General features: G+C 65.7%; 17 protein-coding genes, 2 tRNA genes, 1 other RNA gene and 1 pseudogene. 7 read left to right on the plus strand and 14 right to left on the minus strand.

The genetic code is table 11. The features are described from left to right. Nucleotides 1–19 precede the first annotated feature (19 nt). From ILT46_RS05640 to tkt, 5 genes are read right to left on the minus strand one after another with little or no spacing between them, the layout of a single operon-like run. On the minus strand, nt 20–922 hold the full coding sequence (locus ILT46_RS05640; protein ID WP_199503665.1) for a fructose bisphosphate aldolase: 903 nt from the start codon (nt 920–922) through the stop codon (nt 20–22). After that, nucleotides 919–1,407: a PaaI family thioesterase gene (locus tag ILT46_RS05645; RefSeq protein WP_199503666.1), complete on the minus strand. Its 489-nt coding sequence runs from the start codon at nt 1,405–1,407 to the stop codon at nt 919–921. The genes ILT46_RS05640 and ILT46_RS05645 overlap by 4 nt, the downstream gene beginning before the upstream one ends. Beyond that, the gene (locus ILT46_RS05650; RefSeq protein WP_199503667.1) at nt 1,404–2,603 is read right to left on the minus strand and encodes a phosphoglycerate kinase; all 1,200 of its coding nucleotides are present in this window, start codon (nt 2,601–2,603) and stop codon (nt 1,404–1,406) included. The genes ILT46_RS05645 and ILT46_RS05650 overlap by 4 nt, the downstream gene beginning before the upstream one ends. A gap of 14 nt (nt 2,604–2,617) precedes the next feature. Then, nucleotides 2,618–3,625: a type I glyceraldehyde-3-phosphate dehydrogenase gene (gene gap, locus ILT46_RS05655; RefSeq protein WP_199503668.1), complete on the minus strand. Its 1,008-nt coding sequence runs from the start codon at nt 3,623–3,625 to the stop codon at nt 2,618–2,620. 15 nt (nt 3,626–3,640) lie between these two features. After that, nucleotides 3,641–5,623, minus strand: coding sequence for a transketolase (tkt, locus tag ILT46_RS05660; protein ID WP_199503669.1), 1,983 nt, complete (start codon nt 5,621–5,623; stop codon nt 3,641–3,643). Between the two features lie 228 nt (nt 5,624–5,851). On the opposite strand from tkt, the gene ILT46_RS05665 reads away from it, so the two are divergent. The 5 genes and pseudogenes from ILT46_RS05665 (at nt 5,852) to ILT46_RS05680 (ending at nt 7,580) form a co-directional block, all read left to right on the plus strand. After that, entirely contained in the window at nt 5,852–6,058 is a 207-nt protein-coding gene (locus ILT46_RS05665) for a hypothetical protein (protein ID WP_199503670.1), read from the plus strand. Further along, a pseudogene (locus ILT46_RS12460) lies at nt 6,055–6,273 on the plus strand (cell division protein ZapA); the annotation flags it as partial. The gene ILT46_RS05665 and the pseudogene ILT46_RS12460, both read left to right, overlap by 4 nt. Before the next feature lie 271 nt (nt 6,274–6,544). Next, nucleotides 6,545–6,712: non-coding RNA, 6S RNA (gene ssrS / locus ILT46_RS12465), on the plus strand. A gap of 41 nt (nt 6,713–6,753) precedes the next feature. Next, on the plus strand, nt 6,754–7,344 hold the full coding sequence (locus tag ILT46_RS05675) for a 5-formyltetrahydrofolate cyclo-ligase (protein ID WP_199503672.1): 591 nt from the start codon (nt 6,754–6,756) through the stop codon (nt 7,342–7,344). Beyond that, nucleotides 7,341–7,580 carry a DUF2842 domain-containing protein gene (locus ILT46_RS05680; protein ID WP_199503673.1) on the plus strand — a complete coding sequence of 80 codons (240 nt, stop codon included), beginning with the start codon at nt 7,341–7,343 and terminating at the stop codon, nt 7,578–7,580. Before ILT46_RS05675 ends, ILT46_RS05680 begins: the two co-directional genes overlap by 4 nt. 34 nt (nt 7,581–7,614) lie before the next feature. On the opposite strand, the gene ILT46_RS05685 is transcribed toward ILT46_RS05680, so the two are convergent. Next, nucleotides 7,615–7,691: transfer RNA gene (locus ILT46_RS05685), tRNA-Asp, on the minus strand. Nucleotides 7,692–7,875: 184 nt separating this feature from the next. Here ILT46_RS05685 and ILT46_RS05690 point away from each other — a divergent pair. Beyond that, a complete protein-coding gene (locus ILT46_RS05690) occupies nt 7,876–8,301 on the plus strand; it encodes a hypothetical protein (RefSeq protein WP_199503674.1) in 426 nt (141 codons plus the stop codon). On the opposite strand, the gene ILT46_RS05695 is transcribed toward ILT46_RS05690, so the two are convergent. The 6 genes from ILT46_RS05695 to thyA form a co-directional block, all read right to left on the minus strand. Then, nucleotides 8,298–9,080 carry a DUF2189 domain-containing protein gene (locus ILT46_RS05695; protein ID WP_199503675.1) on the minus strand — a complete coding sequence of 261 codons (783 nt, stop codon included), beginning with the start codon at nt 9,078–9,080 and terminating at the stop codon, nt 8,298–8,300. The genes ILT46_RS05690 and ILT46_RS05695 overlap by 4 nt on opposite strands. Nucleotides 9,081–9,153: 73 nt before the next feature. After that, nucleotides 9,154–9,744: a YdeI/OmpD-associated family protein gene (locus ILT46_RS05700; protein ID WP_199503676.1), complete on the minus strand. Its 591-nt coding sequence runs from the start codon at nt 9,742–9,744 to the stop codon at nt 9,154–9,156. A 4-nt stretch (nt 9,745–9,748) separates the two neighbouring features. After that, a complete protein-coding gene (locus ILT46_RS05705; RefSeq protein ID WP_199503677.1) occupies nt 9,749–11,083 on the minus strand; it encodes a dihydrolipoamide acetyltransferase family protein in 1,335 nt (444 codons plus the stop codon). A 40-nt stretch (nt 11,084–11,123) separates the two neighbouring features. Further along, on the minus strand, nt 11,124–12,185 hold the full coding sequence (locus ILT46_RS05710) for an alpha-ketoacid dehydrogenase subunit beta (RefSeq protein WP_199503760.1): 1,062 nt from the start codon (nt 12,183–12,185) through the stop codon (nt 11,124–11,126). Nucleotides 12,186–12,196: 11 nt separating this feature from the next. Further along, complete coding sequence (locus tag ILT46_RS05715; protein WP_199503678.1) at nt 12,197–13,495, minus strand: 3-methyl-2-oxobutanoate dehydrogenase (2-methylpropanoyl-transferring) subunit alpha; 1,299 nt, start codon at nt 13,493–13,495, stop codon at nt 12,197–12,199. Between the two features lie 82 nt (nt 13,496–13,577). Further along, nucleotides 13,578–14,534: a thymidylate synthase gene (gene thyA / locus ILT46_RS05720; protein WP_199503679.1), complete on the minus strand. Its 957-nt coding sequence runs from the start codon at nt 14,532–14,534 to the stop codon at nt 13,578–13,580. A gap of 109 nt (nt 14,535–14,643) precedes the next feature. On the opposite strand from thyA, the gene ILT46_RS05725 reads away from it, so the two are divergent. Beyond that, nucleotides 14,644–14,720, plus strand: a tRNA-Pro gene (locus ILT46_RS05725). Nucleotides 14,721–14,726: 6 nt separating this feature from the next. Here ILT46_RS05725 and ILT46_RS05730 read toward each other — a convergent pair. Continuing rightward, the gene (locus ILT46_RS05730; protein WP_199503680.1) at nt 14,727–15,314 is read right to left on the minus strand and encodes a DUF1989 domain-containing protein; all 588 of its coding nucleotides are present in this window, start codon (nt 15,312–15,314) and stop codon (nt 14,727–14,729) included. After that, a complete protein-coding gene (gene gntA, locus ILT46_RS05735; protein ID WP_199503681.1) occupies nt 15,311–15,994 on the minus strand; it encodes a guanitoxin biosynthesis heme-dependent pre-guanitoxin N-hydroxylase GntA in 684 nt (227 codons plus the stop codon). Before gntA ends, ILT46_RS05730 begins: the two co-directional genes overlap by 4 nt. Nucleotides 15,995–16,029 lie beyond the last annotated feature (35 nt).

Here is a 16,029-nt window from a genome sequence, read left to right on the forward strand (position 1 = left end):
CAATCTCTGGCGATGTGCGTCAGGCCGTCGGCCGACCGCAGCTCGCATCGGCGATCTGATCGATCGCCTCGCCCAGCGCGGTGTCGAACTGCGTATCGTCCATATCGGCACGGAGAACCTCGAGCAGCGCGCGGCTGAAGCTGGCGATCATGCCGTCGTTCTTCGCCAGTTCCCGGCAGGCATCCTCGCGCGAGTAACCGCCCGACAGCGCCACCACGCGCAGCACCTTGGGATGATCGACCAGCGGCTTGTAGAGGTTGGCCTCGGCCGGGATGGTCAACTTCAGCATCACCTGCTGGCCTTCGGGCACGCGCTCCAGCTCTTCGAGGAACGCCGCCAGCAGCAATCTTTCGGTTTCGGCGCGGTTCGCGCTCTTCAAGTCCACCTCGGGCTCGAGGATCGGCACCAACCCGTTGCCGAGGATCTGCAGCCCGAAATCCATCTGCTGACGCACCGCATCACGCACGCCCTGCGGGTTGGGTTCGGCCACGACCGAGCGCATCTTGGTGCCGAACACGCCCAGTTCCTTCGCGCGGGCACATTGCGCGTCGAGATCGGGGATGTCCTTCATCAGCTGCGCGCCATTGGCGGCCTCGTGCATCCCCTTGTCGACCTTGAGAAACGGCACCACGCCGCGTTCGGCCAGCTCCTGCGGGATCGGCTTGCCCTCGCGGTTGGTGCCTTCCATCGTGCGTTCAAACAGGATCGCACCGATCACCCGGCCATTGCCGAAGCTGGGCGCATCGACGATGCGGCAGCGCATCTCGTGAATCTTGGCGAACATTTCCTCATCGCCCGACCATGCGCTGTCCTCGACGCCATAGGCGCGCAGTGCCTTGGGGGTGGAGCCGCCGCTCTGGTCGAGCGCGGCGATGAAGCCTTCGCCATCACGAATGCGGGCGATCATCTGGTCGAAATTCATGAGGTCTGTTCCTGTGGCTTGGGAGAAGAAGTGGGGGCCGGGCCGACCTTGCGGATGATCCCGGTGAAAGACAGCGCCGGGCGGCCATCGGCGGTGATGATTCCGCGCGCAAACACCGTTTTGCCACCAGCGCGGGTCACTTCGCCGCGAGCTTCGACCAGAGCGCCGAGCGGCACGGCATCGAGGAAATCGCCGGCAAGGTTCATCGTCACCCCGCGCGACCCGGCCATTTCCTCTCGCGCGATGGTGAACAGCGCACTATCGGCAAAGGTGAGCAGGCAGCCGCCATGCATGAAGCCGGCGCCGTTCATGTGCCGCTGCTCGGCGCGGAAAGCGCAGAGCGGGCGGCCGTCGGCGTCGCTGGTTTCGTAAAACGGTCCGGATTGGGTTTCGAACGGATCGCCAACCCAGGTCTGCCACCCGGCGAATTCGCCCTCGGTGGCGGTGACAAGGCGCCCGCCACCGACCGACTCGTCCTCGCTCATGCCCGCAGCGCCTCCACGCCTGGCAGCGGCTTGCCCTCCATCCATTCGAGGAAGGCGCCGCCCGCCGTCGAGACATAGGAAAACTGGTCGGCCACGCCCGCATGGTTGAGCGCGGCAACCGTGTCGCCCCCGCCTGCCACCGAGATCAGCGAGCCGTCTTGCGTCAGCGCGGCGGCGATCCGGGCAAGCGCGACCGTGGCGGCATCGAACGGTTCGGTCTCGAACGCGCCCAGCGGCCCGTTCCATACCAGCGTGCGGCAGGTCTTGAGGACATCGCACAGCGCCTCGACCGCTTGGGGCCCGATATCGAGGATCATCTCGTCAGCGGCCACTTCGTGCACGTTCACCGTGCGCAGCGAGGCAGGGTTGGCGGCAAATTCCCTCGCCACCACGACGTCATAGGGCAGATGCACCGTGCAACCGGAGTGGTCCGCGCGGTCGAGGATGCGGTTGGCCGTATCGGTCAAATCGTGCTCGCACAGCGACTTGCCGACATCGACCCCGCGCGCGGCAAGGAAGGTGTTGGCCATGCCGCCGCCGATGATCAGATGCTGGACCCGCCCGACGAGGTTTTCCAGCACGTCGAGCTTGGTCGAAACCTTGGCCCCGCCAACCACCGCGGCGACCGGCGGCTGCGGCGTGCCGAGCGCGGCTTCGAGCGCGCGCAATTCGCGTTCCATCGCCCGGCCGGCATAGGCGGGCAGCAGATGGGCCAACCCCTCGGTGCTGGCATGGGCGCGGTGCGCGGCGGAGAAAGCGTCATTGACGTAGAAATCGCCATGCGCGGCGATCCCTTGCGCGAAGGCGGGATCGTTCGCTTCCTCGCCCGGCCAGAACCGGACATTGTCGAGCAGGCCGATATCGCCATTGCGCAGAATACCGATCGACTGTTCGACCACCGGGCCCATCACCTCGGGGATGAACATGATCTCGCGCCCCAGTACCCGTTCCAGATCGCCCTGCACCAGGCTGGTCGACATGGTCGAATGGCGCATCCCCTTCGGCCGGCCGAAATGGGCCAGCAGCAGCACCTTGGCACCGGCATCCGCCAGCTCGAGGATCGTCGGCGCGCTCGCCTCCACCCGCGTCACATCGGTGGCGCGGCCATCGGCCATCGGCAGATTGAGGTCGACGCGGACCAGCGCCACCTTGCCGGCGACATCGCCAAGATCGTCGAGCGTGCGGAAAGCGGCCATAAGGCTATCCTCGCTCAGAGGAAGCGGGCGACGACGCCGGCGGTGTCGATCATCCGGTTCGAGAAGCCCCATTCATTATCGTACCAGCTGACCACGCGGGCGAGCTTGCCTTCGAGCACAGCGGTTTCGAGGCTGTCCACCGTCGAGCTGGCCGGGTGATGGTTGAAATCGCTCGAAACCAGCGGCTGATCGGTGAAATCGAGCACGCCCTTCATCGGGCCATCGGCCGCTGCCTTGAGCGCATTGTTCAGTTCCTCGACCGTCGTGTCGCGGCCGGGCACGAAGGTCAGATCGACCAGGCTGACATTGGGCGTCGGCACCCGCACCGACGAGCCGTCGAGCTTGCCCTTCAACTCGGGCAGGACGAGGCCGACCGCGCGCGCCGCGCCGGTGGTGGTCGGAATCATATTCTGTGCCCCGCCGCGTGCGCGGCGCATATCGGAATGCATCTGGTCGAGCATCCGCTGGTCGTTGGTGTAGGAATGGATCGTGGTCATGAAACCGCGCTCGATTCCGACCAGATCGTGCAGCACCTTGGCCACCGGGGCGAGGCAGTTGGTGGTGCAGCTGGCGTTCGAAATCACCACATCGTCCGCGGTCAGCGTGTCGTGATTGACGCCATAGACTATGGTCTTCGACACGCCCGTCGCCGGGGCGGAGATAATCACCCGCTTGGCTCCCGCTGCCAGATGCGGGCGGCTGGCTTCGTCCGACTGGAAGAAGCCGGTGCATTCGAGCACGATATCCACCCCCTGCGCGGCGTGCGGCAGATTGCCCGGGTCGCGTTCGGACGTGACGGCGATATCGCGCCCGCCGACGGTCAGTTTGCCCTCACCCGCGGTGACCGTGCCGGGATAGCGGCCATGCGTGCTGTCATATTGGAACAGCAGTGCATTCGCCTTGGTGTCGGCCAGATCGTTGATCGACACGAGTTCGAGATCGTGATCGTCGCGTTCGAGAATGGCCCGCGCCACGAGGCGGCCAATGCGCCCGAAACCGTTGATCGCAACCTTGGTCGCCATGGTGAAAGCTCCTGCTTATGGGTTGAGTTTGTTGATGATCTGCGGAACAATAGCGTCCACAGTGAAGCCGAATTTGGCAAATAGCTGCTCGGCCGGGGCAGACGCACCGAAGCGGTCGAGGCCGATGGTCAGCCCGTCAGTGCCGACATAGCGTTCCCAACCCAGCGTCGAGCCCGCCTCGATTGACACCTTGAGTGCAGCCGCCGGCAACAGATCGCGGCGATAGCTCTCGTCCTGCGCAGCGAACAGTTCCATGCACGGCATCGATACGACATCGGTGCCGATGCCCTGCTCTTCAAGCGTGGCGGCGACGTCACAGGCGAGCGCCACTTCCGATCCCGTGGCGACCAGCACGACCTTGCGCGGCGCCCCCGCCGCGCGCAGGCGGTAAGCGCCCTTCGCGCTCAGCATCCCGGCCTCGGCGCGCAATTGCGGCAGGTTCTGCCGGGTGAGCGCCAGCACGGCCGGCGTTTCCCTGTCGCCCAGCGCCAGCGCCCAGCATTCGGCCGTCTCGACCGCATCGCACGGGCGGAAGACGTTGAGGTTGGGGATCAGGCGCAGGCTCATCACCTGTTCGATCGGCTGATGCGTCGGACCATCTTCACCGAGACCGATGCTGTCATGCGTGAGCACAAAAATCGAACGGATCTGCTGCAACGCCGCCAGACGGATCGCGTTGCGGCAATAGTCGGAGAAGATCAGGAACGTCCCGCCATAGGGGATGACCCCGCCATGCAGAGCCATCCCGTTCATCGCCGCCGCCATGCCGAATTCGCGAATGCCGTAATAGACATAGCGGCCAGCGTAATTACCGGCCGTAAGCGGTTGCTGATCCTTGGTTTTGGTGTTGTTCGAACCGGTCAGGTCGGCCGAGCCGCCGATGGTGTCGGGCAGCACCGGGTTGACCGCAGCCAGCGCCAGTTCGCTCGCCTTGCGGGTCGCGACCTTCTGCGGCGCGGCCAGCAGGCGGGCGATGTGCTCGTCCAGCGCGGCGCGGGCCGCCGCCGGAAGCTCGCCGCGCATCCGCCGCTCGAATTCGCCCCGGTGGGACGAAGCCGCCAGACGGCCCTGCCACTCGGCATGGGCAGCACGGCCACGCTCACCCGTCGCCCGCCAGTCGGCCACGATCTGCTCGGGCAAATCGAACGGATCGCTATCCCACACCAGCGCTTGGCGGGTCGCGGCGATTTCCTCGTCACCCAGCGGCGCGCCATGCGTGGCGTGCGTGCCCTGAAGGTTCGGCGCGCCCTTGCCGATGACCGTGCGGCACACCACCAGCACCGGCTTGGTCTCCTCGGCCGCCGCCTCACCCAGCGCGCGGTGGATATCGGCAAAATCATGCCCGTCGCATTCGACCACGTGCCAGCCGGTCGCCCGATAGCGTGCGGGGATATCCTCGCAGGTCGACAGGTCGGTGGACCCGTCAATCGTGATCGCATTCGAATCCCACAACACTTTCAGCCGGCCGAGGCCGAGATGGCCGGCAAGGCCGATTGCCTCGTGATTGATGCCTTCCATCAGGCAGCCATCGCCGGCAATCACCCAGGTCCGGTGATCGACGAGGTCGCTGCCAAACACCGCATTCAGATGCCGCTCGGCCAGCGCCATGCCGACCGCCATCGCCAGCCCCTGCCCGAGCGGGCCGGTGGTGCATTCGACGCCCTCGAGCAGGAAGTTTTCCGGATGCCCGGCACACGGGCTATCGAGCTGGCGGAAATTGCGCAGGTCGTCGAGCGTCGGGCGCGCGTAGCCCGACAGATGGAGCAGCGCGTAGATCAGCATCGAACCATGCCCGGCGCTCAGCACGAAGCGGTCCCGGTCGGCCCAATCGGGCGCAGCGGCATCGAATTTGAGATATTTCGACCACAGCACGCTTGCCACATCGGCCATGCCCATCGGCATCCCCGGATGGCCCGAATTGGCAGCCTGCACCGCATCCATCGAAAGCGCGCGGATGGCGTTGGCCATCAGCGAGAGGCGAGCAGGGTCGAGGCTCATTCCGGGGCAGCTCCAGCGGGTTGGCGCAGTGGCGGTTCGTGACGATTCGGCGCGCGCGAAGCCTTTGCGGATGGCCCCCATTTGGTCAACCCGCACGCCCCGCTGCCGTCCGGTCAGCACCCGGTTTACACAGGTGTCAACTTTGTCACCCGGCCGGTGCTGCGCAAGTTTTCAACAGGCTGGACCAACCGCTTACTTCGCAACGCTTTTTGGAGTAGTGTTGGATTTATGGAAGACCCCCGGATCGATGGTGCCGTCTCTCGCATCGAACACGCGCTGGCCCGTATCGCGGCGATCGCGGATCAGCCGGCACCCCGGCAGGCCACCGCGCCGCACGGCATGGCGGAACTGGTCGAAGCGCACGAGCGGCTGCGCGAACAGGTCGCCCATGCGCTGGCCGAGCTCGACGATGTGCTGGCTGGGGCAGAGGCATGAGCCGGGTCGAACTCCAGATCGGCGGCCGCCCCTACACCGTCGCCTGTGCGCCGGGCGAAGAGGCCCACATCCGCGCGCTCGGCCAGCGGGTTGACGCCAAAATGCAGACCATCGGCGCCAACCGTGCGCCGCAGGAAGTGCAGAACATGCTATTCGCCGCGCTGCTGCTGGCCGACGAGATGGACGAGCTTACTCGCGGCGCCGCAGCGGCCGAACTGATCGTCCGGACCGCCCAGGAAGAGCGTGACTGCTTCGAGCGCCAGCGCGCGGAACAGGATGCGCTGATTGCACGGCTGCGCGATGATTTGGGCGCGGCTCAGGATGCACTTGAGGCTGAGCGGTCGTGGGCAGCGGCACCCGCAGCGCCCGCGCCAGGATCGTCGATGAGCGACGATCTGGCGTCCGCCCTCGAACGGTTTGCCGATCTGCTCGAAAATTGTGCCGAGCGGCTTGAGCAGCGCCTCCCCGCGCCTTACATGGATGATGGCGGGACTGCCCGGCACGAGCCGACCGAATATCCCTGAGGCTATAAGCAATCCATGGGAGCTGTCCCTGTCCGGCTTACGGGTTCGTCCCGGGGGCCGAGGCACACGGCGCCCACCTGACGTTGAGGCGTCAGAGGATTTCCCGGCACCGACCCATGGTGGTTCCGCCACGCACCACTGCCGCCGTGCGGCGCGCCGACGAGGGCTTTGATGGCCGACACCGCCGCCACCGAGAAGGCCGCCCTGCGGCAGCGTTTGCGAACAGAGCGCGACGCGCACGTCGCCGCGCTGCCGGACAGAATTCGCGCGCTATTGTTCCGCCGCCCGCCCGCGCCGCTGCTGGCGCTGGTGCCTGAGGGCGCGGTGATCGGGCTGTATCACGCCGCGCCGGCTGAGGCGCCGGCCGGCGGCTATGCGCGCCATTTCGCGGAAGCCGGCCACCAGTTGGCGCTCCCCCGCATCGCGGCGCGGGGGGCGGCGATGGCATTTGCGATCCACACCGACCCGTTCGACGCGAGCGACTTGGTTCCTGGCCCGTACGGCATCGCGCAACCCGCGCCAGACGCTCCGGCGGTCACCCCCGACCTCCTGTTCGTCCCGCTCGTCGGCTTCACCGCCAATGGCCAGCGGCTGGGCCAGGGGGGCGGCCATTATGATCGCTGGCTCGCCGCGCACCCGAATGTCCCGGCGATCGGCCTTGCCTGGGATGCCCAGCTGGTCGCCGCCCTGCCCATCGAACAGCACGACCGGCCGCTAACGGCCGTCGTCACCCCAACCCGCTTTTACGGACCTTTCGCATGAGAACCGAGCCCACCCTGCGCATCCCCTTGGGCATTCTGGCCATGCTGGCTGCGCTGACGGCATATGGGCTGATCGTGGCGGCCTATGTCCCGCCGCACATCGCCGACTGGCCGACATTGGCGCAGACCGTCGCTTATATTGTGCTCGGCATCGTGTGGATCGCCCCGCTGGGCCGGTTCCTGCAATGGATGGAGACAGGCCGCTGGCGGCGGATGGCACCCCGCGCGAAAGACTAGCCGCAAAGGGCTCGCCATTGCCTTATGAGGGAACTGGCGCGAGTGACGGGGCTCGAACCCGCGACCTCCGGCGTGACAGGCCGGCGCTCTAACCAACTGAGCTACACCCGCGCAATCGAGACGGCCTCGCCGCGTCGGGAGCCGCGCCACTAAGCAACCCGCTTTGCGCTGTCAACAGGGGCAAAGGGCAAATTTGCCCCGCCACCAGCGCGTCTCATGCTGAAAGCGCCATTAACTATTTCTTGAGCGCCGCCGGCGATCATGTCTCCCGTATTCTTGGGGACGGGGACGGGGCATGAAACTGGGTTTTATGGCGGCTTGCGCGGCAGCGTTGGCCAGCAGCGCGGCGTTGGCGGACACCGGCGTCGAGCTGACTCGCGGGGTCTATGTCGAGCGCCGCGCGCCCGACGGCAGCCGGGCGATCGAACCGGCCAATTCGCTTGCGCCCGGCGAACGGGTGGTGCTGATCGTCGAATGGCGCCGCGCGAGCAGTGGTTGGCCCTACACCGTTTCGAGCGCCATCCCCCGCAGCCTTGCCTTCCAGCGCGCCAGCCTCGACGCCGCGCAGGTGTCGATCGATGGCGGCCGCAATTGGGGACAGTTGGGAAGCTTGCGCTCTGGCAACCGCATCGCCGCGCCTGAAGATGTGACCCATCTGCGCTGGCAGGTCAGTCCGGCCCAGCCGCGCGGCCGTGTCACCGTGGCGGCAATCGTCCGCTAGGCGACGGCGGGAGCCACCGGGATCGCCCGCCGGTAAAGATGCCACGTCGCGTGCGCCAGCACCGGCAGCACCACCAGCAGGCCGAGGAACAGCGGCGCCATGCTGAGGAACAGCAGCACGCTCATCAGCGCGGCCCAGACCAGCATGACGAAAGTGTTAGCCTGCACCGTCTTCATGCTGGCAATCATCGCGGTGATGAAATCGACGTCTTGGTCGATCAGCATCGGCAGGCTGATGACGGTAATCGAATAGAGCGCAAACGCCATCAGCGCGCCCGCCGCGCCGCCCACGGCGAGCATTAACAGCCCGTTGGTCGACAGCAGCCAGCCCAGCGGATCAGCCTCGATCGCGGCATCGGCGAGGAAGATCGCGAAAATGCCGTGAGCGATGATGATCCAGAAGCTGAAGGCGACGAATACGAAGCCGCCCATCATTAACAATTGCTCGTCGCCGCGCCCGCGCAGCGCACCAAGCACCCCGCCCCAGCTGAGCCGCTCACCCGCCTCGCGCCGGCGGCTCACCTCATACAGGCCCGCCGCGATGAACGGCGCCAGCAGCGGAAACCCGGCGGTGATCGGGATCAGCCAGGCGAGCGCATCGCGGGCCGACAGCGAGACATAGAGCAGCACCCCGCCCGCGACATACAGGCCGGCGAAGAACAGCCCGAACAGCGGATAAGCGAGGAAATCGCGCCAGCCGGCTTTCAGCGCACGCGCCAGATCGCCTATCGTCAGATCGCTTGCCACCGCCAGTCGCGGCACATAGGCTTGCTCGGTCATCCACCCTCCCCGGTGTTTTGGCGAGAGTGCCAAGCGGGGCACGGCCAATCAAGTGGGCTGGATCAGAAAGCCCCTAGCGTTTCTCGTACTTCCAGTTGCGGCCCTTGCCCTCCGCTATCCATTCGACAGCATGAGCGATGCGGCGATCGCGCGTTTCGGCTCGCTTAGCCTCGGCAATCCACAACACATACTCGCGCCGCGCCGAAGGACTGAACGCGGTAAAGTGCGCCTGCGCCGCAGGATGCACCGCGAGCGCCGCGGCCAAGGCGGAGGGGACAGGCGCCGCAGTTGCGGGGGCGCGGGGCGTGGCAGCGTAGGGGCTGCCGTTCTGCGCGATGCGCGCACACGCGGCGCGTAACCGCGCTGCCAGCGCATCGCGCGGGGGCAGCTCCTCGAGCGTGGCAATGCGGATATAGCCGAGCCCGCGCTCCCCCTCGCCATCGCCATGAATGGCGAACGCGCAATGCGCCTTGAACGCGTTCATCCTGGCAAGGTTCTTCCCCTGCCAGGTGAAATGTGGACTGTTCCATTTGATCGCCTCGCCCGCGCCGGGCACCTCGGCGTGAACGAGCGCGCGCAAATGCTGCAGGATCGGCCGGGCGAAGGGCCGCGCGGCAGCGATGAAAGCGTCGATCCGCGGGTCGCTGACCGGATCGCCCGCCACCCTCTCAATCCGCCAGCAGCAGCGCCGGCGCCTCGATGAGCGTCTTCACCTCCTGAATAAAGCTCGCCGCGTCGTAGCCATCGACCACGCGGTGATCGCAGCTGATCGAGATATTCATCAGCTTGCGCTTCTCGATCCGCTCGCCGCCCATGCCGTCGGGCACGAACATCGGCCGCTCGATGATCCGATTGGGACCGATGATGGCGACTTCGGGCCGGTTGATCACCGGGGTCGTCGCCACCCCGCCCAGCGGCCCGAGCGAGGTGAGGGTGAGGGTCGACCCAGAAAGCTCCTCACTCTTGGCCGAACCGTCGCGGGCGGCACTGGCGAGGCGCTGGATCTCGCCTGCCAGCTGCCACAAGTTCTTCGCTTGCGCATCGCGGATCACCGGGACCATCAGCCCGTTATCGGTCTGCGCCGCCATGCCGAGATGCACCGCGCCATAGCGGGTGACGACGTTCGCATCGTCATCATAGCGGGCATTGATCATCGGATAATCAGGCAAGGTGCGGCAGATCGCCCGGATTAGCAGCGGCATCATGGTGAGTTTGGGGCGATTGCCGCGCGCATCGTTCAACTGCGCGCGCACACGTTCGAGTTCGGTCACGTCGCATTCCTCGACGTACGAGAAATGCGGGATGTGCCGTTTCGACGCGGCCATGTTCTGCGCGATCCGTTTGCGCAGACCGATCACCTTGATCGCTTCGTCGGCGCGCGCCTTGCCGGCGCTGCCAAAGCCCTGCCCGCCCGAATAGGCGAGAAAGGCGTCGAGATCGGCGTGGCGGATGCGGCCATCCTCGGCCGGTTTGACCGCGGCCAGTTCGACACCCAGATCGCGGGCGCGCTGGCGGACAGCGGGCGAGGCGAGCACGCGAGCATCGCGCGGCGCGCCCGAATGATCGTGGTACTTGCCCGAAATCTCGCGCGGAGTCGGCCGCCGGGGCTCCTCTGCGGCAGGCATGCCGCTTTCCATGACCCGGTCAGCATCGCCAGCATCGGGATTTTCGACCTCCAGCCGCTCCTGCACATGCTCGTCGAGCGGTGCTGGCGCGGGGGCGGGGGCCGGCTCAGCCACCTGTTCAGCCGGCGCGTCCTCGCCCTCGGTCTCGATCACCACCAGCATTCCGCCAATCGCGATCGTGTCGCCGACCTCGCCCGCCAGTTCGACCACCGTGCCGGCGACCGGGCTTTCCATTTCGACCGTCGCCTTGTCGGTCATCATGTCGGCCAGCCGGCCGTCTTCCTCGACCCGGTCGCCGATCTTGACGTGCCAGTCGACAATCTCTGCCTCGGCAATCCCTTCCCCGATATCGGGCAGGTTGAAGGTGAAACGGGCCATTGTCAGCCTTTCAAGTCAAAGAATTGGATCAGGCGGGCGATCATTCAGCAAGCACCTTGTCGATCGCCTCGCCGATGCGGACGGGGCCGGGGAAATAGGCCCATTCGAGGCTGTGCGGATAGGGCGTGTCGAACCCAGTGGCACGTTCGACAGGCGCTTCGAGGTGATAGAAGCAACGCTCGGTCACTAGCGCGGACAGTTCTGCCCCGAAGCCTGAGGTGCGGGTCGCTTCGTGCACAACGAGGCACCGGCCGGTTTTCTTCACCGACGTTTCGATCGCCTCGATATCGAGCGGCACCAGCGTGCGCAGATCGATGATCTCGGCATCGACGCCCTTTTCACGGCACACCGCCTCGGTGACATGGACCATCGTGCCGTAGGCCAGCACGGTCAGCGCCTCGCCCTCGCGCACGATGCGCGCCTTGCCCAGCGGAATGCGGTAATAGCCTTCGGGCACCACGCTGTCGGTATGCGCCTTCCACGGCTGCACGGGCTGGTCGTAATAGCCGGAAAACGGCCCGTTATAGATACGCTTCGGCTCGAAGAAGATGACCGGATCGTTATCCTCGATAGCCGCGATCAGCAGTCCCTTGGCATCGTGCGGGGTGGACGGGATCACTGTCTTGAGCCCGGCGACATGAGTGAACAGGCTTTCTGGGCTCTGGCTGTGCGTCTGCCCTCCGAATATGCCGCCGCCGAAGGGCGAGCGCACCGTCATTGGCGCGATATATTCCCCTGCCGAGCGATAACGAAGCCGCGCCGCCTCGCTGATCAGCTGGTCGAGGCCGGGATAGATGTAATCGGCGAACTGGATTTCGGGGACCGGCCGCAACCCATAGGCCCCCATCCCCACCGCCGCGGCGATGATGCCGCATTCGGAAATCGGCGTGTCGAACACGCGGGTCTTGCCGTATTTTTCCTGCAAGCCCGCCGTGGCGCGGAACACCCCGCCAAAGTAGCCGACATCCTCGCCCATAATGATGATGTCGGGGTCGCGATCCATCATTATGTCGAGCGCCTCGTTGATCGCCTCGATCATGTTGATCCGGCGCTCGCTCGCGGTTGCGGCAGTGGCCGAAGCGCTGGCTGTTGCGGTGGTCATGGCGGTGTCGCTCATTGCTCGCCCTCCCGCTCGGGCCATTTGATGCGCCGTTCCTTGTTCGCCTGCGCGGCCTGTTCCTTGAGGTGCCAGGGCAGTTCTTCGAACACATCCTCGAACATGGTACGAAACGGATGGTGCATTCCGTGGCCCAGGATACCGTTCTTCTCGGCCTCCTTGGTCGCGGCCTTGACCTCTTCGGCGCAGGCGCGGTCGAGTTCCTCCTGCCGGCCCTCGTCCCATTCGCCCAGCGCGATCAGGTGATTCTTCAGCCGCATTATCGGATCGCCCAGCGGCCATTCCTCCCGCTCCTGCGCCGAGCGGTAGCCCGAGGGATCGTCAGATGTGGAATGCCCCTCGGCGCGGTAGCTGAAATGTTCGATCAGCGTCGGCCCGCCATTGGCGCGGGCTCGGTTCGCCGCCCAGCGTTCGGCCGCATAAACCGCCAGCGCATCATTGCCATCGACCCTGAGGCTGGCGAGGCCATAGCCCGCACCGCGCTGCGCGAAGGTCGCCCGCTCGCCCCCGGCAAAGCCCGAGAAGCTCGAAATCGCCCATTGGTTGTTGACCACATTGAGGATCACGGGCGCGTTATACACCGCGGCAAAGGTGCAGGCGGCGTGGAAATCGCCCTCGGCGGTCGAGCCTTCGCCAACCCAGGTTGCGGCAATCCGCGTATCGCCCTTTATAGCGCTGGCCATCGCCCATCCGACCGCCTGCGGCGTCTGCGTCGCGAGATTGCCGCTGATGGTGAAGAAGGAATGCTCGCGGCTCGAATACATGATCGGCAGCTGCCGGCCCTTCAGCTTGTCGCCCTTGTTCGAGTAGATCTGGTTGATCATCTCGACCAGCGGATAGCCCCGCACGATCAGGATGCCCTGCTGGCGATAGGACGGGAACACCATGTCATCGGCCGCCAGCGCCATCGCCGCCGAAATGCTGGTCGCCTCTTCGCCGGTGCACTTCATGTAGAAGCTGGTCTTGCCTTGCCGCTGGCCGCGAAACATCCGTTCATCGAACGCGCGGGTCAGCGCCATGTGGCGCAGCATGGTGCGCAAGGTTTCGGCGTCGAGGCGCGGGTTCCACGGACCGTGCGCCTGGTTGTCATCACCCAGCACGCGGATGAGGTCGGTCGCCAGCGGATGCGTCTCGGCCGCCGGGCACGCTTCGTCGGGCCGCGGCTGCGCGCCCGGTTCGCTGACCGTCAGATGGCTGAAATCCACCGCATCGCCCGGGCGATAATGCGGTTCGGGAACGTGCAGCGTCAGCCCCGGGCTGTTATGCCCGGCTGTGTCCTGCGGCCGGTTGGCCATCTGTCTCTCTCCCATGCCGAAGCATTCTTACGCTCAGGCGTTATTTTATTTCGGCGGCTCGAACCGGTCAAGCGGCCCCAGATCACACCGCCACAGGGGCTTTGATTGCTCCTGCAGGTTCATAGCCGTGCACCACAAAATCGTCGATGCGATAGTCGAAGATGCTGTCCGGCTGCCGGACGATCTCGAGCGTCGGGTTTCCCACCGGCGTGCGCGCCAACTGTTCTTCGATCAGTCCGGCGTGGTTGAGATAGAGATGCACGTCCCCGCCCATCCACACCAATTCGCCCGGCGCAAAGCCCGTCTGCTGGGCGATCATCCGCGTCAGCAGCGCGGCGGACCACAGATTGAACGGCAGCCCCAGCGCGACATCGCAACTGCGCTGATAGAGCGCGCAGGACAGCCGACCATCCGCAACGTGGAACTGATAGCTCTTGTGGCACGGCGGCAGGGCCATGCGGTCCAGCTCCGCGACGTTCCAGCCTTCGATGATGTGCCGCCGCCCGGCGGGGTCGCGACGCAGCCCGTCGATGACGGCGGCGACCTGATTGATGCCGGGGCCGGGTTCGTACAGCCCGTCCTTCCGGTAGCGCCAGGTTGGCCAGTCGACCCATTGCTTGCCATAGACCGGGCCGAGATCGCCCCACTTTTCGGCAAAGGCGGGATCGTCGGCAATGCGGGCAACAAAATCGTCGAGGCTCATCGCCTCGCCCGTCTCGCGCACATAGCGCGCGTGCGGCCATTCGTTCCAGATTTTCACGCCTTGCAGCACCAGCGGGCGGATGTTGGTCTCCCCCGTCAGGAACCACAGCAGCTCGCGCGTCGCCGTCTTCCAGTACACCCGCTTGGTGGTGAGCAGCGGCATCGCGCCGTCAGCCAGATCCCAGCGCAACATCGCGCCGAAGATTGCGCGGGTGCCGATGCCGGTGCGGTCCACCCGCTCGTCGCCCTGCGTCCAGATGGTCCGCATCAGCGCCAGATAGGCCTGTTCGGGATGCGTGGCTGCTGCGGGTTTGGGGACAGGATGCGCGCTCGCCATAGGCTTTCCTAGCGCCGCAAATGCCCGCTTGCCACCCCGCTTGTCGCCACCTATAGGGCGCGCCTTGCCTCGATCCGCAGCGCCCTTAGGGGCCTTCGGAACGATCGGTCGGGGAGTAGCTCAGCCTGGTAGAGCACTGTCTTCGGGAGGCAGGGGCCGGAGGTTCGAATCCTCTCTCCCCGACCAATTCGCTTACGCCGCGGTGTCGATCCGATAATCGATCGGTTTGAAGCTGCCGCCATTCGAGGCATAGGCCGAACACGCGGTTAGCCCGATAATCAGGTCCATCTTCGCGCGTAGCACGATATGGTCACCAGCCTGGCTCGGTGGTGGGAGCACGCTCACACTGCCTGACGTGTCAACGGGCACGTTCATGAACAGGTTGAACGCAGTCGGGATGGCGTCAGGCTCCACTCCATACGGAGCCAGCGCGGCGGCAAGGTTGCCGAAACAACCGCGATGTTCCGGTTTGTCGGGATAAAAATGGCGGAACGTATCGACGCTGCACGGGGTGAGCAGAAAGTCGTGGCAGCCGACCGTGTCCTGTTCAATCGTCAGCATCACCCGCGAACGATTTGACCACAGGCGGTTGCCGCTGGTAAGGCGAATGGTCTCCTCATAGTCGAACGTGCGTCCGTTGGAAATAACCTCGCGGATGTCGTTGGCCGAATAGGCCACAAGGTCGGAAACCTGCATTCCTTCGGGATCGTACACGGTAAGCGCGGAACCGCGGGGCAGCTCAAAGGCGGCCCCGCTGCGAGGTGGGATGCGCTCGATCATTGGGCGCGCACGTCCGAGAACGGACAGCGCCATGCCTCGTCTACCACGCGGCCGCTATACTGGCGCGCCTCGCTGACCTCGCCGTGGCGCGCAAGCATCGGGTTGATGCTGCCGGCAAGCGCCTCGTCGCGCGAGAGGATAGTTTTGCGCATCTTCTCGTAGCGCCCATCGCTGCGTAGCGCCTCAAATTGGTCGTGCAGATTGAAGACCATGATCGGCCACGGCATCCGCCGTGCTGGCCGGGATGCGTGCGGGTGGAGGCCGACCACAAAAAACGCCTCCCCGCCGAAGCTGAGCGAGAAGTGCGGATCGTCAGGATCGGGGCTGACGCGGTGGTCGTAGCGCTGACCGAGCCAGGCATCCTTGTCCGCGAGCGACTGGATGCGTTCCCACATGTGATTTTCGAACTGCTCTTCGCTCAGATCGTCCGGCTGGCCAAACACGAAGGCGATGCTGCGCAGGCCCGTTGGGTCCTTGCGGTAGGCCCGCGCCCATTCGAGCAGGCGGCGGTGGATGACCAGATCGTCCCATGCGCTGCGAATGTCGCTGCAGCGGACGATTTCCAGCGTTCCGCGCGCGAGCGCGGATTTCGCGCCGACACAGGGGAAGTCCTGCGCCTCGATCCGCGCAGCGATATCACGCCGCATCGTATCGGCGTCAGCGATGTCCAGAGTCAACATGCGCGCACTACGCCTGCGGGCAGAACGGGTTCCGA

Origin of the sequence: Qipengyuania sp. YIM B01966 (genome assembly GCF_016461955.1) — a bacterium.
Classification (GTDB): domain Bacteria; phylum Pseudomonadota; class Alphaproteobacteria; order Sphingomonadales; family Sphingomonadaceae; genus QFOP01.